This is a genomic window from Xanthobacter versatilis, assembly GCF_043193975.1.
GTDB classification, from domain to species: domain Bacteria; phylum Pseudomonadota; class Alphaproteobacteria; order Rhizobiales; family Xanthobacteraceae; genus Xanthobacter; species Xanthobacter autotrophicus_E.
Genome location: NZ_JBAFVB010000003.1, coordinates 236,645 through 251,869, shown reverse-complemented (window position 1 = coordinate 251,869; position 15,225 = coordinate 236,645). Strand labels below are relative to the sequence as shown.

Genomic DNA, 15,225 nt, shown 5'->3' with positions numbered 1-15,225 from the left:
GCGGCCTTGATGCAGGTGGCGGACGCGCGACGATGCGTCAGGCGATGCGGCGCGGATAATCGTGGCGCGGCGGCAGCCGGTGATAAAGGCTCGCGATCAGCACCAAAGCGATGGAGCCGGCGAAGACGATGCCGGCCAGCTCGAACGGATCGATGGCCGCCACCACCATGAGGATAGGCACCGCCCCGGCCGGCGGGTGGGACACGCGCAGGAGCAGCATGGCGAGGATGGCGAGCCCCACGCCGAGGGCCGCGGCCCACCACGCGCCGGGAAACACCACCGCCACCAAGAGGCCGATGGTGGCGGAGACCGCATAGCCGCCGATGACATTGGCCGGCTGCGCCAGCGGCGTCGCCGGATGGCCGAACAGCAGCACCGCGCTGGCGCCGAACGGCGCGATGAGCAGCGGCAGCTGGGTGAAGGCAGCGGCGCCGCCCACGAGGCCCATGCCGAGCATACCCCCGGCGCCGGACTTCAGGCCGACGAGGACCGATCCGCAATGGGGCTCATGGCGTGCGAAGAAGGCTTTCCACATGGACTCATGACACCGGAGTGAGCAGCGAGATGCGATGGAAGGCAAATGTCTGCACACGCCGTTGTCATGCAGCCTCATTTGTAGGCACAATGATGCATGTATTTTGAATATGCGCAATGGGGGCGGCCGGAAGGCCCGATCGGAAGCACCGCGCTGGAGCGGCCCAGGCACAGGCGCTCGGCCGAACCCGCCGTCGCCCCTCCAGCTTGACCGGACGGCCCATACCGCCACGAGGGCAGGCGGAAGGGCACCGCCACGGGATGCCGCCGAAGGGACCAGCGGAGAGATGGGCCCTTCGGTCAAGCCGGTGGGCGACGAGCCTTCGCGTCTCCATTCCGCCGGCGCCCGCATCGGCGTATAATGGCGCGGCGTGATGGCTCCGAAGCCCGGGGTCTGGGGGACGCGAAGGGAGGGCGCCATGCTCTATGCCCTGGTCCTCATTGTCACCACCACCACGTTCCAGCCCGCCGTTTCCGGCGCCTACGGCTATGCGCCTGACCCCTACGGTGCCGGGCCGGGCGTGGTCGCCACCACCTCGCAGAAGCTGGTGGGCTATTATCGCACCGAGCGCGGGTGCCTGAGCGCCAGTCTCAAGCGCAACCAGAACTGGCCGGACTTCGCGCCGGGCCAGAGCGTCACCGGCCTGTGCGTGCAGGTGGAGATCCCGGTGGGAGCGGACATGGTCGGCGGTAGCTGAACGCCGGCGGTGAACCGGGGCCGGTGAAGCCGGCCAGACGCGCGGAGCGAAAAACCACCGTCGCCGTCCGGCTTGACCGGACGGCCCATGCCGCCGCAACGGCGGGTGGAAGGGCAACGCCGCCGCAGGATGATATGGTCGGGACGACCGGAGAGATGGGCCCTCCGGTCAAGCCGGAGGGCGACGGGATGCCCGATGGCGATGAGGCGCGGAAGGCGCATGCGCCAAGCCCTGCCGGCGCCGGGTTCAGACCGGAGCCGTTGACGTGGTCCCAGCCTTAGCGCCCCCTCACAGCCCGCGCACCCTTGGTGCGCCGGCCTTCGGTCCGAGCGCCAAGGCGGTGACCGCCCACACCAGCGCGTCGAGCCGGTCCGGCGAGCGGCCGGAGGAGAGGCCATCCGTGCCGAAATCGCACATCTCGTCCTCAAGGGCCGGGAAGGCGCCGGCGTGGCGCACCCGGCCCTGCTCGTAGAGCGCGGCCACGGGCTCGGCGCGCAGGAACTTGCCGCGCGTGGCCCGCACCTGTTCCACCGGAACGCCGTCATCCACCTCGGCGATGACGGCGCGCACCATCTCGCCGCCCTGGTTCACCTCGGCGACGATGAGATCGGCCTCGAAGCGGCGGAACAGCGCCACCGCCTTCGCCGCCCACTGGGCAGGCCGCAGGCCGGCGGCGCTCTCATCCGCCAGCACATGCACGAGGCCCGCCGCATCGATGCCGGCGCAGACGATGCCGCAGGCATCCGCCCCGGCCCGCGAGGAGGCCGGCGGGTCCACCGCCACCACGATGCGGGTGAGCGGCGGCGCCTCCGCCTCGCGCAGCGCTTCCAGCGCCGGGCGGGAGAACAAAGCGTCGGCGCGATCCTCGATCAGCTCGCCGTCCAGTTCCTGGCGGCCGAGGCGGGTGCCGCCATAGCGGGTCAGCACCTGGCCGAGGAAGCTCGGGGCGAGGTGGAAGGCATTGTCGGCGGTGCGCGCCCGCGTCACCGCGGTGGAGGGGTCGGCCAGAAGCCGCCGCAGCAGCACGGTGGGGCGCGGCGTGGTGGTCACCATCTGGCGCGGCTGGGCGCCGAGCCGCAGGCCAAATTGCAGCATGTCGAAGGTGGCCTCGGCCCGCTTCCACTTGGCCAGTTCGTCGAGCCAGGCGGCGGCGAATTGCGGGCCGCGCAGGCTTTCGGGGTCCTCCGCGGAAAAGCCCTGCGCCACCGCGCCATTGGCCCATTCGAGCCGGCGCCGGGTGGGCTCCCAGCGCGGCCGCTCGGCGCGGGGATGGACAGCGAGAAGGCCGGAAACCCCCTCCACCATCACCTCGCGCACATCGGCCATGGTCTCAGCCACCAGCGCGATACGCCCCACCGGATGCCCGGCGAAGGGCGGTCGGCCGAGGGCGAGGCCGCGCACCCATTCGGCGCCGGCCCGGGTCTTGCCGGCGCCGCGCCCGCCCAGCACCAGCCAGGTGCTCCAGGGATCGCCGGAGGGCGCGGTGTCGGGGGGCAACTGGTCGGGGCGCGCCCACAGGGCCCAGTCGGCGAGGAGCATCTCGGCCTCGGCCTCGGGCAATTCATTCAGCAGGCTCTGCGCCTGCCCCGTCCGCGCGCAGGCGCTCAAGGCGGCGCGCAAGCTCGCGGCGGAAGGTGTCGAGATCGCGGACGGCGTCATCTTCGGCTTTCACCTTGCGGCTTTTGTGCGCCTCCGCCTCCAGGGCCGAGAGTTCGCGCAGGGTGCGGGCGAGCACGGCGAGGGCGCGGGCGTCCTTCTCCGCATCGGCGGCGGGGCGCGGCGGGACGGCGGGCGCATCGGCCTCGGGCGGGACGGCGGCGGCGAGGCGCTGCTCGATCTCGTCGAGCTGGCGCTCGGCGGCGCGCCACAGCCGGGACAACAGATGCCCCCGCGCCGGCGAGGCGCTGCGGGTGCCCGGCGCCAGGGTCACCCGCCGGGCCGCCGGCTTCAGGGTGACGGTGCCGTCGGACGCCACCTCCCGGTCGATCCAGTAATAGACCTGGGAAGGCTTCAGGGCGGTGCGACGGGCGATCTCGGCCAGGGGCGCGCCATCCAGATAGAGCTGGCGCGCAAGCTGTGCCATGGCTGGCACCCGGCGGGGCGGCAACGCTTTGCGCATGGGCATGTCCGAAAAAAGGGGCAGAAGCCAAAGAGGCCGGCAAAACCGGCGGCGAGAGCGGCGCGGGGTGAAGGCCCGTCAGGCACACGTCTCGAACATGACCAAAACCTAGCCGGGCAGCGTCACGCTGTCAAGGACTAAAATCCGCATAAAGGATAGAAAGCCGATTATTCCGCCGAGGCCACCGCGGCCGGGGGCCGGTCCTGTTCCACCTCCACCCGGCTGCGCCCGGCCATTTTGGCGGCGTAGAGCGCGCGGTCGGCACGGCTGTAGAGGTCGGCAAAGGTATCGCCCGGCCGGCTTTCCGCGATCCCGGCGGAGAAGGAATAAGCAAAGTCCGGCTGCGCCGTCAGCGCTCGGGCCTGCCGCACCACGTCCAGCGCCTGCTCCACGATGCCCCGCGCGGCGCGGGCGGAGGTCGCCGGCAGCACCAGCACGAACTCTTCCCCGCCCACCCGGCCGAAGCAGTCGGAGCGGCGCACCTCGCGCACCATCCGGGCGGCGAAATCGCGCAGGATCAGGTCGCCGGCCTGGTGGCCGAAGCGGTCGTTGATGGCCTTGAACTGGTCGAGGTCGATGAGGCAGAAGGCGCCGCCCGGTCCGTCCGGCTCCAGCATGTCGGCCACCCGGGCGCCGACGAACCGGCGATTGGCGACGCCGGTCAGGTCGTCCGTGTAGGAGGCATAGAGGGCGCGGTCCCGGGCCAGCCGCATGGCCCGCTCGTCGGGGCGGAAGGCGGTGACATCCACGGCGTGGGCCAGCATCCAGCCGTCGTCCGACACCACCTGGGTCACCAGCAGCCAGCGGCCGTCGTGAAAATCGACCTCGAACACCTTGTGGCGCTGCTTGCCGCGCCGCGAGCGGTGAACGATGACCCACTCGTCGATGTCCGAGGTATTGATGACGGTGCCGCGCCCGGCGTGGTAATTGCGCCGCACCATCTCTTCCCAGGTGATGTCCTCGCCCTCGGCGATGAACATGGTGGTGCGGAAGGCGGCATTGGCATAGCGCAGGCGATCGGAAGCATCGAAGAGCGCCACCAGCACTGGCGTGCTCTGCTCCAGCTGACGCAGGCGCTCAAGAATATCGTTCATTTGTCCCAATGATATAGCGCGAGTCGCCGGTTGCGGAGTGTTGTTTTCGCGCCAGAGCCGGTCCGGGGGCCGATCGGGCGGCATGTCGCGGCCCGCAGGGCGCGGCACGTGCACGGGCGCCATGGCAAGGGCCGACCGCCTGCGCTATGGAAGACGGGCCGGCACGCCGGCGCTGCCGTGGGCCTGATGCCACCATGTTCCTGCTGCCGGTGATGCTGCCGCTGGTCTTCCTAGTCTGTCTCCTCGCGCCGGCCCGCGCGCTGGAGACCGGCGCCCCGCAGCCCGGCTCCCATCAGCCCGAGATGCCGCCCCCCGCGATGCCGTCCCAAGCGATGCCCTCCCCCGCGATTGTCTGGCCCGACACCGCCGCCACGCGCCGCGCCGCGCAGGATTTCATCGAGACCCTGAACCGCGCGTTGCTGGCCCAGCCCAGCGCCACCCTGACGCTGGAGCGCTGGTGCGGCGCCCATGGCATCGGCGATCCGGCCCTGGTGCGGGCCGAACGCGAGCGCGCCGGCGAGGACCTGGCCCCCGAGGAGGTGCGCGCCCTGCTCGGCGCCGATGCGCAGACCCCGGTGCGCCACCGCCGGGTCCGCCTCACCTGCGGCGCCATCGTCTTGTCGGAGGCGGACAATTATTACCGGCCCGACCGCCTGACGGCGGAGATGAACGCCATCCTCGATGCCACTGACACGCCCTTCGGCAAGGTGGTGCGCCCGCTCGATTTCCGCCGGCGCACGCTGGAAACGCGCCTGCTGTGGCAGCCGGCGGACGAGCCCCGGCCTTCCGGCGCTGCCGGCCCGCTGGTGATGCCGCGCTTCGTGCTGGCCCACCGCGCGGTGCTGAGCCTGCCCGACGGCACCCCCTTCAGCGCCCTGATCGAGCGCTACACCTCCGGCGTGCTGTCGTTTCCCGCGCCGAAGTGAGGGGGAGAGACGGAGACGGGACGTGCCGGCGCGTCCCCTCCTCCGCGTGCGGGGAAGGGTTCACCGCCGGTGCAACACACCCATCCCACCGCCGCCGTCCGGCTTGACCGGACAGCCCATGGCCCGGCCGGGATACGGCGACGGGGACTCGGCGACAGGAGCTTGGAAAGCGGCAAGATGGGCCCTCCGGTCAAGCCGGAGGGCGACGGGATCAGGAGGTGCAACGCTCCGGAAGGCTCGCCTTCAGCAGCGCAGCCCCCACTCAAGCTTCGGTCTGGGCCTCGGCCACCGCGACGGCGGTCATGTTGACGATGCCGCGGGCGGTGACCGACGGGCCGAGGATGTGGGCGGGCTTGGCCGTGCCCATCAGGATCGGACCCACCGGCAGCGCGTCGCCCAGCACCTTCAGCATGTTGAAGGCAATGTCGGCGGCGTCGAGGTCGGGCATCACCAGCACGTTGGCCGCGCCGGTGAGGGTCGAGTTGGGCAGCACCCGCTTGCGGATGTCCTCCAGCAGCGCGGAGTCCGCCTGCATCTCGCCATCCACCTCCAGGTTCGGCTCACGCTCGCGGATGATGGAGAGCGCCGAGCGCACCCTTTTGGCCGACAGGGTCTCGTGGCTGCCGAAATTGGAGTGCGACAGCAGCGCCACCCGCGGCTCCAGGCCGAAGCGGCGGACATGGGCGGCGGCCAGCACGGTCATCTCGGCGAGGTCGGCGGCGGTGGGCTCGGTCTGGATCTGGGTGTCGCAGATGAAGAAGTTGCCGTGGGAGGTGATGAGCAGCGACAGCGCCGCCAGCTCCTTCACCCCCGGCGCGAGGCCGATGATGTCGCGCACCTGCCGCAGGTGGCGGGTGAAGCGGCCCTCGATGCCGCACAGCATGGCATCCGCCTCGCCGCGCTTCACGGCCAGCGCCGCGATCACGGTGGGATGGGTGCGCACCAGGGTGCGGGCGGCGTCCGGCGTCACGCCGCGGCGGCCGGCGATCTCCACATAGTCGCGCACATAGTCGCGATAACGCGGATCGTCTTCCGGGTTGATGAGATCGAAGTCATGGCCCGGCCGCACCGAAAGGCCGAAGCGCTTCAGGCGGGTCTCCAGCACATTGGGACGGGCGACGATGATGGGACGGGCGATACCCTCCTCCACCACCGCCTGCACCGCGCGCAGCACCCGCTCGTCCTCGCCCTCGGCATAGACCACGCGCTTGATGTTGCGCTTCGCCTGGGCAAACAGCGGCCGCATGATGAAGCCGGAGCGGAACACGAAATGGTCCAGCCGCTCGATATAGGCGTCCATGTCAGCGATGGGCCGGGTGGCGATGCCGGTGTCCATGGCCGCCTTCGCCACCGCCGGCGCGATGCGCAGGATGAGGCGCGGGTCGAACGGCGAGGGAATGAGCGAATCGGCGCCGAAGGCGCGGGTCTCACCGCCATAGGCGCGGGCCACCACGTCGGAGGGGGTCTCGCGGGCCAGCGCCGCGATGGCCTCCACCGCCGCCATCTTCATCTCGGGGTTGATGTCGGTCGCCCCCACGTCCAGCGCCCCGCGGAAGATGTAGGGGAAGCACAGGACGTTGTTGACCTGGTTGGGGAAGTCTGAGCGGCCGGTGCAGATCATGGCATCGGGGCGCGCCTCCCGGGCGACCTCGGGCATGATCTCCGGCACCGGATTGGCGAGGGCGAGGATGAGCGGGTGGTCCGCCATCTTCTTCACCATCTCCGGCTTCAGCACGCCGCCGGCGGAGAGGCCGAGGAAGATGTGGGCGCCCTCGATCACCTCGTCCAGAGTCCGCTTGTCGGTCTTCTGGGCGAACTTCTCCTTGTAGGGATCCATCAGGGTGTTGCGGCCGTCATAGACCACGCCCTCGATGTCGCAGACCCAGATGTTCTCCTTCTTGGCGCCCAGCGTGAGCAACAGGTTGAGGGAGGCGAGGGCCGCCGCGCCGGCGCCCGAGGCGACGATCTTCAACTCCTCGATCTTGCGCTTGCCCACCTCCATGGCGTTGCGCACCGCCGCGCCGACGATGATGGCGGTGCCGTGCTGGTCGTCATGGAAGACCGGGATCTTCATGCGCTCGCGCAGTTGGGCTTCCACCTCGAAGCACTCGGGAGCCTTGATGTCTTCCAGGTTGATGCCACCGAAGGTGGGCTCCAGCGCGCTGACCACGTCGACCATGCGCTCGACGGTCTTGGCGTCGATTTCGATGTCGAACACGTCGATGCCGGAGAACTTCTTGAACAGGACGGCCTTGCCCTCCATCACCGGCTTGCCGGCGAGCGGGCCGATGTCGCCGAGGCCAAGCACGGCGGTTCCGTTGGAGACGACGGCGACAAGATTGGCGCGGATGGTCAGTTCCGCCGCCAGCAGCGGATCGGCGGCGATGGCTTCACAGGCGGCGGCGACGCCGGGGGAATAGGCGAGCGCGAGGTCGCGCTGGTTGCCGAGGGGCTTGGTGGCCTGGATCTCCAGTTTCCCGGGCTTCGGCAGGCGATGATAGACGAGCGCCCCGGAACGCAGATCCTCGGAAATGTTGGACGCCATATCCCCTCCCCCTCCTCGAGCCCGCCGGCTCGGCAAAACGGGCTGCAACCTAGCCGCCGCGCTCTCTCATGTCACGGGCCGGGATGAAAATTGAGGTATGTTGCGGGGGCGTAATGCGACTCGGCCGGACGGCGGGGGAAAGGACGGGACATGAGCAGGAAATTCGGCCTTCGGATCGCCGGCGCGGTCGGCCTTGTGGCGGTGCTCTGCGTCGCCGGCTGGTATGGCTTCCTCGCCTGGTCGCGCACCAAGGTCCGGACGGAGGTGGACGCCGTGTTCGCCGGCATCCGGGAGACCGGGGCGAAGGCCTCCTTCGCTGAAGCCAGCTTTGATCCCAGGGAGATGGGCGTCACCGTCACCGGCATTTCCATCCTCTCCCCGGACGGGTCGGCGCAGGTGAAGGTGGGTCGGCTCTCCGCCCGCGGCGGCGAACGGCCCACCGACCGGCGCGTGGCGGTGGACGCCCTCGACCTCGACGACGTGGAGATCGCCCTCACCGGCGAGGCCGCCGCCGGCGGCACCATCACCTATTCCCTGCCGCAGGTGATGATCGACCGCTACAACGGCCCGATGACGCTGGTCGCCGCCGGCGAGGGCAACGGCCCGTTCGGGGCGCTCAGGGTGGCGCTGCGCCAGCTCGCGGCCACCACCGCCGCCAAGGTGACCATTCCCGAGGCTCGCGGGCGCATCACGCCGGCCGGCGCCGCCCCCACCGAGATCGCCTATCGCAACCTCGCTGCGGAAGGCGTGAACGCGGGAGCCATCCGCAGCATGGTGGTGGATTCCATCACCTTCGCCTTTACCCTTCCGCCGCTGCCCGCCACCGGCGGCGACGCCAAGAGCACGCAGCCCGGCCCCGGTGCCGCGCCGGACAAGACCGCTCCCAGCCGTGCCACCGGGCAGATCGACGGCACCGTTGCCGCGCAGATCGACACCGCCCCGCTCCTGCTCATGACCCAGCCCGGCGGGCCGGCCGGCAAGGCCGCGGAGACCTATGGCCGCATCGTCGGGAAGGTGGTGACCGGACCCTACAAGCTGACCCAGGACAATGGTCTGTCCCAGGGCGCCCAGTCCATCCTGATGGAGAACGTGGCCATCAAGCCTGTGGCCTTCAGCGCCGAGCGCATCGCAACCTTCAACGCCCTGGCGCGCAAAGCACCGGACCTGTCGCGCGAGGACGGCCGACGCTTCATGGAGGTGTTCCGCGATCTCATCGGCGGCATTGCCTTCACCACCTATGCCGCCACCAACGTCACCAGCGCGGAGCAAGGTGCGACAGGCAAGGTCGCAGCCATGCGGCTCGAAGGTCTCACCAACGGGGTGCTGGACGGCGCCACCGTCGAGGGGGTGGAGGGCGTCACCCCCGGTGGCGGTGCCGCGAAGATGGCACGGCTCGCAGTGCGCCAGCTCGATTTCAACCAGCTGACCAAGCTCGCAGCGGAGGCGGACGCACCTTCGCCCCTGTCGGCGCTGGTGCTGTTCAAGGTCTTCTCCGGGATGGAGATGAAGGACCTCGAAGTGCCCTATGGCGAGGGCCCGCAAAGCAGCGAGCCGGTGAAGATCGGTACGTTCGCCCTGTCCTGGGGCGGCTCGCTCGGGGCGCTGCCTTCCTATTTCGACTTCACCCTCGCCGACGTGTCCGGGCCCATCAATGCCGACGACGGCGAGCCCTTCACCTATCTGGTGCAGGCCGGCATCAGCCGCGCCACCATCTCCATGGGCTTGAAGGCGGCCTATGACATCAATGACCGCACCCTCACCATCGCCCCGGTGACCACCGAAGTGAAGGACGCCTTCCGGGTGAACCTGGAATCGGCGCTGGTGGACGTGCCCGACGCCGCCTTCACCGATCCCGCGGGCTTCCTCGCCGCCCTGCCGGTGGTGACGGCGGGGCCGGTGAAGGTGACCCTGACCGATCTCGGCCTCGCCAAGCTCATGTTCGCCCAGCTCGCCGCAGCGGCTGGCGTGAGTGAGGAGGAGTATCGCAACGAGGTGGTGGCACTGGCCGAAGGCTTCGCCGACGAGCTCAAGGCGGTCTCGCCCGATGCCGCATCCGTAGGCGCGGCGGTGGTGGCCTTCCTGCGCAAGCCCGGCACGCTGACGGTGACCGCGACTCCGAAGGGCCGCGTGCCGCTGCTGGCGCTGGCGGGCTCTGACGACCCCTCGGTGGTGCTGGAGGCGTTCAGCTTCTCCGCGACGGCGACGGCGCCCTGAGGCTACTGGCTGCAAACGCCAAGACGGCCCCTGGAAGCCCTGTCCCGCCCGAGGCCGGAAAGTCCGGCCTCGGCTGTCGCGAACAGAATGCGGCAACAGCCGGGTAACGGCGGGGGAGTGGGGAGCTCGCCCGGCCCATCACCTGCGCGGTGCGGACCGTCAGATCATTTCCCCGTGCCGGACATATTCAGGAGCATCACCAGCTTCATGATCTGCTGCTGGATGGCGGCGTTCACCTCCGCCGGCTTGTTCTCCTCCACCTGCACCGCCTTGAGGCCGAGCGGGCTCTGGTAGAAGGCGACGAGGCCCTTGAGTTCCGCAGGCGTGAAGGCCTTCGCATAATAAGCCGCGAAGGTGGCCATGAGATCCTCGCGGATACCGGCGGAGGCCTTCAGGAGCTCGGCGCGCACCTCGGCCTGCCTGTCGGCGGGCTGCTTCTCCACCGCCTGGGCGATCATGCGGTCGATCCGGCTTTCCATGCCGGGGGCGACGGCCAGATTCACCATCTGGCGCGCCAGTGCCGCCGCATCGGCCCCCTCCTGCGCCACGGCCGTGACCGGAGACAGCAGAGCCGCGACCACGAGCCAAGACATTACCAGCGACGACACTGCGAGCGACGACACAGCAAGCCCTGAAAACACAGTGCGCATCGGCGTTCCTCCCCGGGAATGGCCGATGCGTCGCGTGCGCCCGGTCCTGCGTTCCCGCAGGACAGGCTATACCTATTTCGCCTGCGGTGCCGGGCGAATGTGAAGCTCGCGCAGCTGCTTGGGGGCGGCCTCCGCCGGGGCGCCCATGAGCAGGTCGAGGGCCTGCTGGTTCATGGGGAAGAGCGAGATTTCGCGCAGGTTGGTCACGCCGCACAGCAGCATGACGATGCGGTCGACGCCCGCCGCCATGCCGCCATGGGGCGGGGCGCCATACTGGAACGCACGGTACATGCCGCCGAAGCGCTCCTCCACCGTCTGGGCGTCATAGCCGGCGATCTCGAACGCCTTCACCATGGCCTCGGGGCGATGGTTGCGGATGCCGCCGGACGCGATCTCGTAGCCGTTGCAGGCGATGTCGTATTGGAACGCCTTGATCGACAGCGGGTCCTGCGTGTTCAGCGCGTCCAGCCCGCCCTGGGGCATGGAGAAGGGATTGTGCGAGAAATCGACCTTCTTCTCTTCTTCCGAATATTCGTAGAAGGGGAAGTCGACGATCCAGGCCAGCTCGAAGCGGTCCTTGTCGACGAGGTTCAGCTCCTCGCCCACGCGGGTGCGGGCAAGGCCGGCGAACTTCACGAACTTGTCCGGGTCGCCGGCGACGAAGAAGGCGGCATCGCCCGCCTTGAGGTCGAGCTGGGCGCGGATCGCCTCGGTGCGCTCGGGACCGATGTTGTTGGCGAGCGGGCCGGCCCCCTCGCCGCCCTCGCGCCACATGATGTAGCCGAGGCCCGGCTGGCCTTCGCCCTGCGCCCAGGAATTCATGCGGTCGCAGAAGGCTCTAGAGCCGCCGCCGGGGGCGGGGATGGCCCACACCTCGTTCTTCTCCACCTCCAGCATGCGGGCGAACACCTTGAAGCCCGAGCCGCGGAAATGCTCCGACACGTTCTGCATCACCAGCGGGTTGCGCAGGTCCGGCTTGTCGGTGCCGTACTTGCGCAGGGACTCCGCATAGGGGATGCGCGGCCACTTCTGGGTCACCGGCTTGCCTTCGGCAAACTGCTCGAACACCCCGGTGATGACCGGCTCCACCGCCGCGAAGATATCCTCCTGCTCGACGAAGCTCATCTCCAGGTCGAGCTGGTAGAACTCGCCGGGCAGGCGGTCGGCGCGGGGGTCCTCGTCGCGGAAGCAGGGGGCGATCTGGAAGTAGCGGTCGAAGCCGCTCATCATGATCAGCTGCTTGTACTGCTGCGGCGCCTGGGGCAGCGCATAGAACTTGCCGGGGTGCAGGCGGCTCGGCACCAGGAAGTCGCGCGCGCCCTCCGGCGAGGAGGCGGTGAGGATGGGGGTTTGGAATTCGAAGAAGCCCTGCCCCTTCATGCGCGAGCGCATGGCATCGATGATCGCGCCCCGCGTCATGATGTTGCGGTGGAGCTTCTCCCGCCGCAGGTCGAGGAAGCGGTAGCGAAGGCGCGTCTCTTCCGGATATTCCACGTCGCCGAACACAGGCAGCGGCAGCTCGGCCGAGGGGCCCAGCACTTCCAGTTCCGTGGCGTAGACCTCCACGGCGCCGGTGGCGAGGTCGGGGTTCTCGGTACCCTCGGGGCGCAGGCGCACCTTGCCGTCGATGCGGATCACCCATTCGGCACGCACCTTCTCGGCATCCTTGAAGGCGGCGCTGTCGGGGTCCACCACCACCTGGGTCAGGCCGTAATGGTCGCGCAGGTCGATGAAGAGCACGCCGCCGTGGTCGCGGATGCGGTGGCACCAGCCGGAGAGGCGCACGATCTCGCCCACCTGGGCGGTCGAAAGCGCGCCGCAAGTATGGGAGCGGTAACGGTGCATGGGTCGCCCTTTCAAGGCTGAAGGGATAGGACGCGGGCCGCGGGCCCGGTGTCCGGACGCCCCGCGCGCAGCCAGATGGGCGCGCGCCGGACGCCTGAGGCCCCGTCCGTCCCGGGCGCGGCGTCTCCGCGCGCCACGGCACGACAGTCCGCGTCTGAGGCGGGGCGAAGGTGCATGCGCCCCGCCCCTTGTCAAGCGCGCTGTCGGTTTAGGCCGGTTTCAAGCCATGTTGAAAAACCCTGAAATCGTGCGTTAATGCTGCAGTGCAGCGCAGGGCGAGCGGGGGCGTAGCCAGCATGGACACGCCAGGGGGCGAACAACGAACACCGGGCCGGCCGGGCCGGCGCAACCCGGTGCCGCTGGTCATTCTCGCGGCGCTGCTGATCCTGAGCATCGTCGTCGCCACCGGCCTTTTCGTCCGGTCAGCGCGGCGCGACGGCATCAACGACCGCCGCCGCGAGCTGGCCAACCTCGCCCTGACCCTGGCGGAGCAGACCGCGCGGGTGTTCCAGGGCCTGGAATTCATCCAGGACGACCTGATCGGCCACATGCGTGAGCAGGGGATCGAAAGCCCCGGCCAGCTGCGCGCGATGATGGGCACGCAGGCCGTGCACATCCTGCTGCGGGCGCGGATCTCCGCATTGGTCCAGGTGGGCTGGTTCTCCATTGTCGACGACACCGGGCAGCTTGTGAACTCGTCGCGGGCATGGCCGGCCCCGGACGTCAACATTTCAGATCGCCCCGTCTTCCGGGAGCTTTCCGCCCCGCACGGGCCGCGCCATTTCGTCGGGGAGCCGGCGGCCAGCCCCAGGACGACCAGCATATCAATCACCCTCGCCACCCGCTTCACCACCAGCGACGGTCACTTCCTCGGCCTGGTGCAGGGCGCGCTGGAGCAGTCATACCTGGAGCGCTTCTACGAGGCCATCCGGCTCGGCCGCGACGGCATGATCGCCCTGGTGCGCACCGACGGGACGCTGCTCGCGCGGCACCCCGGCAGCGCCGGTCTCGCCGATCGCGACCCGGCGCTGCGGGCGCGGACCATCGGCGCCGTCCTTGCCGCCGCAACGGATGGCGTTCTGCCCGCCGGCGCCCTCGACGAAAAGGGACGCATCGCCGCGCTCCAGCCCCTGCCCAACCTGCCGCTGGCCATCGTGGTGAGCGACAGCCGCTCGGCCATCGAAACCGTGCTGTGGCAGCGCGCCATGCCGCTGATCATCGCCTCGGGGCTGCTGTGCTGCGCCATCGCCCTCATCACCTACGGCGTCGCGCGGCTGATCAGGGGCGAGCGCGCCTTTGCAGCAGCCGAGCACGCCCTGGCGCGGGTCGACCCTCTGACCGGCCTTGCCAACCGGCTCGCCTTCACCGAGAGCCTCGAAGCCCTGCTCGCGATGCCCGGCGCCACGCCGCGCTTCTCCCTGCACTGCGTCGATCTCGACGACTTCAAGGCCGTGAACGACACGCTTGGCCACGAGGCTGGCGACCTGCTCCTGACCAGGTTCGCCCAACGCATCATTGGCCGGCTGGCGCCGGGAGACACCGCCGCCCGGCTCGGGGGCGACGAGTTCGGCATCCTGCGGCTCGGCGCCAGCGGTGACCGGGAGGCGCTGGCGTTTGCCCAGGGCATCATCGATGCCTTTCAGGAACCCTTCGACATCGGCCACCACCGGGTCACCGGCGGATGCAGCATCGGCGTTGCCCTGTCCCCGGTGGACGGGACCACGGCGACGCAACTGCTGCACAATGCGGACCTCGCGCTCTACCGCGCCAAGAGCGACGGGCGCGGCATCGCGCGGGCGTTCGCGACGGAGATGGAAGCGAGCGCCAGCGCGCGCCGCACTCTGGAGGCCGACCTGCACGCCGCCTGGCGGGAGCGGCATTTCGTCCTCGCCTACCAACCCATCTTCGAGGCCGCCAGCGGCCGGCTGGCCGGCTTCGAGGCGCTCGCGCGCTGGCCCCATTCCGAGCGCGGGCTGGTCCCGCCGGAAACCTTCATCTCCGTCGCCGAGGAGACCGGCCTCATCGTGCCGCTCGGCGCCTGGGTGCTGCGGGAGGCCTGCCGGGTGGCCGCGGAATGGCCGCCGAACCTGTTCGTGTCGGTGAACCTCTCGCCCCTCCAGTTCCTTGGCGCCCAGACCCATCAGCAGGTGCGCGCGGCCCTCGAGGAATCCGGCCTCCCGGCCCGGCGCCTCGAGCTGGAGATCACCGAATCGAGCCTGCTCAAGCAGGGGCCCGCGGTGCGGACTACCCTTGAGCAGCTCGCCGACGAGGGAATCACCGTCGCCCTCGACGATTTCGGCACCGGCTATTCCTCCCTCGCCTATCTGCGCACGCTCAACATCGGCCGCATCAAGGTGGACCGCTCATTCGTGCATGACGTGGCGCAAAGCCCCCACAGCCTCGCCATCGTGCGGGCCATCGTCGGCCTCGCGCGCACCCTGTCCCTGAGCTGCACGGCCGAGGGCATTGAAACCGAGGCCCAGCGCCGCATCCTGGCGGACGAAGGCTGCACCCACCTCCAGGGCTTTTTCCTGGGCCGCCCGACCACCGCCGAGGCCGCCCTCGCCATGGCCCGTTCCGCCGCAGCCTGACAAAATCGC

General features: G+C 69.8%; 11 protein-coding genes. 4 read left to right on the top strand and 7 right to left on the bottom strand.

All coding sequences use genetic code 11. From position 1 onward, the window contains the following. Positions 1-37: 37 nt before the first annotated feature. Positions 38-535 (bottom strand): HPP family protein, encoded by a 498-nt coding sequence (locus tag V5F66_RS08655; protein WP_394008123.1) that lies wholly within the window; start codon positions 533-535, stop codon positions 38-40. Positions 536-953: 418 nt separating this feature from the next. Between V5F66_RS08655 and V5F66_RS08650 the strand changes: the two genes are divergently transcribed. Beyond that, positions 954-1,232, top strand: a complete 279-nt coding sequence (locus tag V5F66_RS08650; RefSeq protein ID WP_393999041.1) for a hypothetical protein — start codon at positions 954-956, stop codon at positions 1,230-1,232. A gap of 288 nt (positions 1,233-1,520) precedes the next feature. On the opposite strand, the gene V5F66_RS08645 is transcribed toward V5F66_RS08650, so the two are convergent. The 3 genes from V5F66_RS08645 to V5F66_RS08635 all read right to left on the bottom strand — a co-directional run bounded on the left by V5F66_RS08645 (position 1,521) and on the right by V5F66_RS08635 (position 4,445). Then, on the bottom strand, positions 1,521-2,771 hold the full coding sequence (locus V5F66_RS08645; RefSeq protein WP_394093752.1) for a DNA-packaging protein: 1,251 nt from the start codon (positions 2,769-2,771) through the stop codon (positions 1,521-1,523). Positions 2,772-2,793: 22 nt separating this feature from the next. Then, the gene (locus tag V5F66_RS08640; RefSeq protein ID WP_394093647.1) at positions 2,794-3,351 is read right to left on the bottom strand and encodes a helix-turn-helix domain-containing protein; all 558 of its coding nucleotides are present in this window, start codon (positions 3,349-3,351) and stop codon (positions 2,794-2,796) included. Positions 3,352-3,518: 167 nt separating this feature from the next. Then, positions 3,519-4,445 (bottom strand): sensor domain-containing diguanylate cyclase, encoded by a 927-nt coding sequence (locus V5F66_RS08635; RefSeq protein ID WP_394093646.1) that lies wholly within the window; start codon positions 4,443-4,445, stop codon positions 3,519-3,521. 194 nt (positions 4,446-4,639) lie between these two features. Between V5F66_RS08635 and V5F66_RS08630 the strand changes: the two genes are divergently transcribed. Beyond that, entirely contained in the window at positions 4,640-5,371 is a 732-nt protein-coding gene (locus V5F66_RS08630; RefSeq protein ID WP_394093645.1) for a hypothetical protein, read from the top strand. Positions 5,372-5,633: 262 nt separating this feature from the next. Here V5F66_RS08630 and V5F66_RS08625 read toward each other — a convergent pair whose 3' ends face one another. Then, positions 5,634-7,916, bottom strand: coding sequence for an NADP-dependent malic enzyme (locus tag V5F66_RS08625; RefSeq protein ID WP_012115120.1), 2,283 nt, complete (start codon positions 7,914-7,916; stop codon positions 5,634-5,636). A 150-nt stretch (positions 7,917-8,066) separates the two neighbouring features. Between V5F66_RS08625 and V5F66_RS08620 the strand changes: the two genes are divergently transcribed. Then, positions 8,067-10,130 (top strand): hypothetical protein, encoded by a 2,064-nt coding sequence (locus V5F66_RS08620; protein ID WP_394093644.1) that lies wholly within the window; start codon positions 8,067-8,069, stop codon positions 10,128-10,130. A 164-nt stretch (positions 10,131-10,294) separates the two neighbouring features. Here the strand turns inward: V5F66_RS08620 and V5F66_RS08615 are convergent, their stop codons facing one another. Together V5F66_RS08615 and aspS are read right to left on the bottom strand one after the other, a co-directional pair. Beyond that, entirely contained in the window at positions 10,295-10,723 is a 429-nt protein-coding gene (locus V5F66_RS08615) for a DUF2059 domain-containing protein (protein WP_394051617.1), read from the bottom strand. Between the two features lie 129 nt (positions 10,724-10,852). Beyond that, complete coding sequence (aspS, locus tag V5F66_RS08610; RefSeq protein ID WP_394008135.1) at positions 10,853-12,625, bottom strand: aspartate--tRNA ligase; 1,773 nt, start codon at positions 12,623-12,625, stop codon at positions 10,853-10,855. A 296-nt stretch (positions 12,626-12,921) separates the two neighbouring features. On the opposite strand from aspS, the gene V5F66_RS08605 reads away from it, so the two are divergent. Further along, entirely contained in the window at positions 12,922-15,216 is a 2,295-nt protein-coding gene (locus V5F66_RS08605; protein WP_394093643.1) for a putative bifunctional diguanylate cyclase/phosphodiesterase, read from the top strand. Positions 15,217-15,225 lie beyond the last annotated feature (9 nt).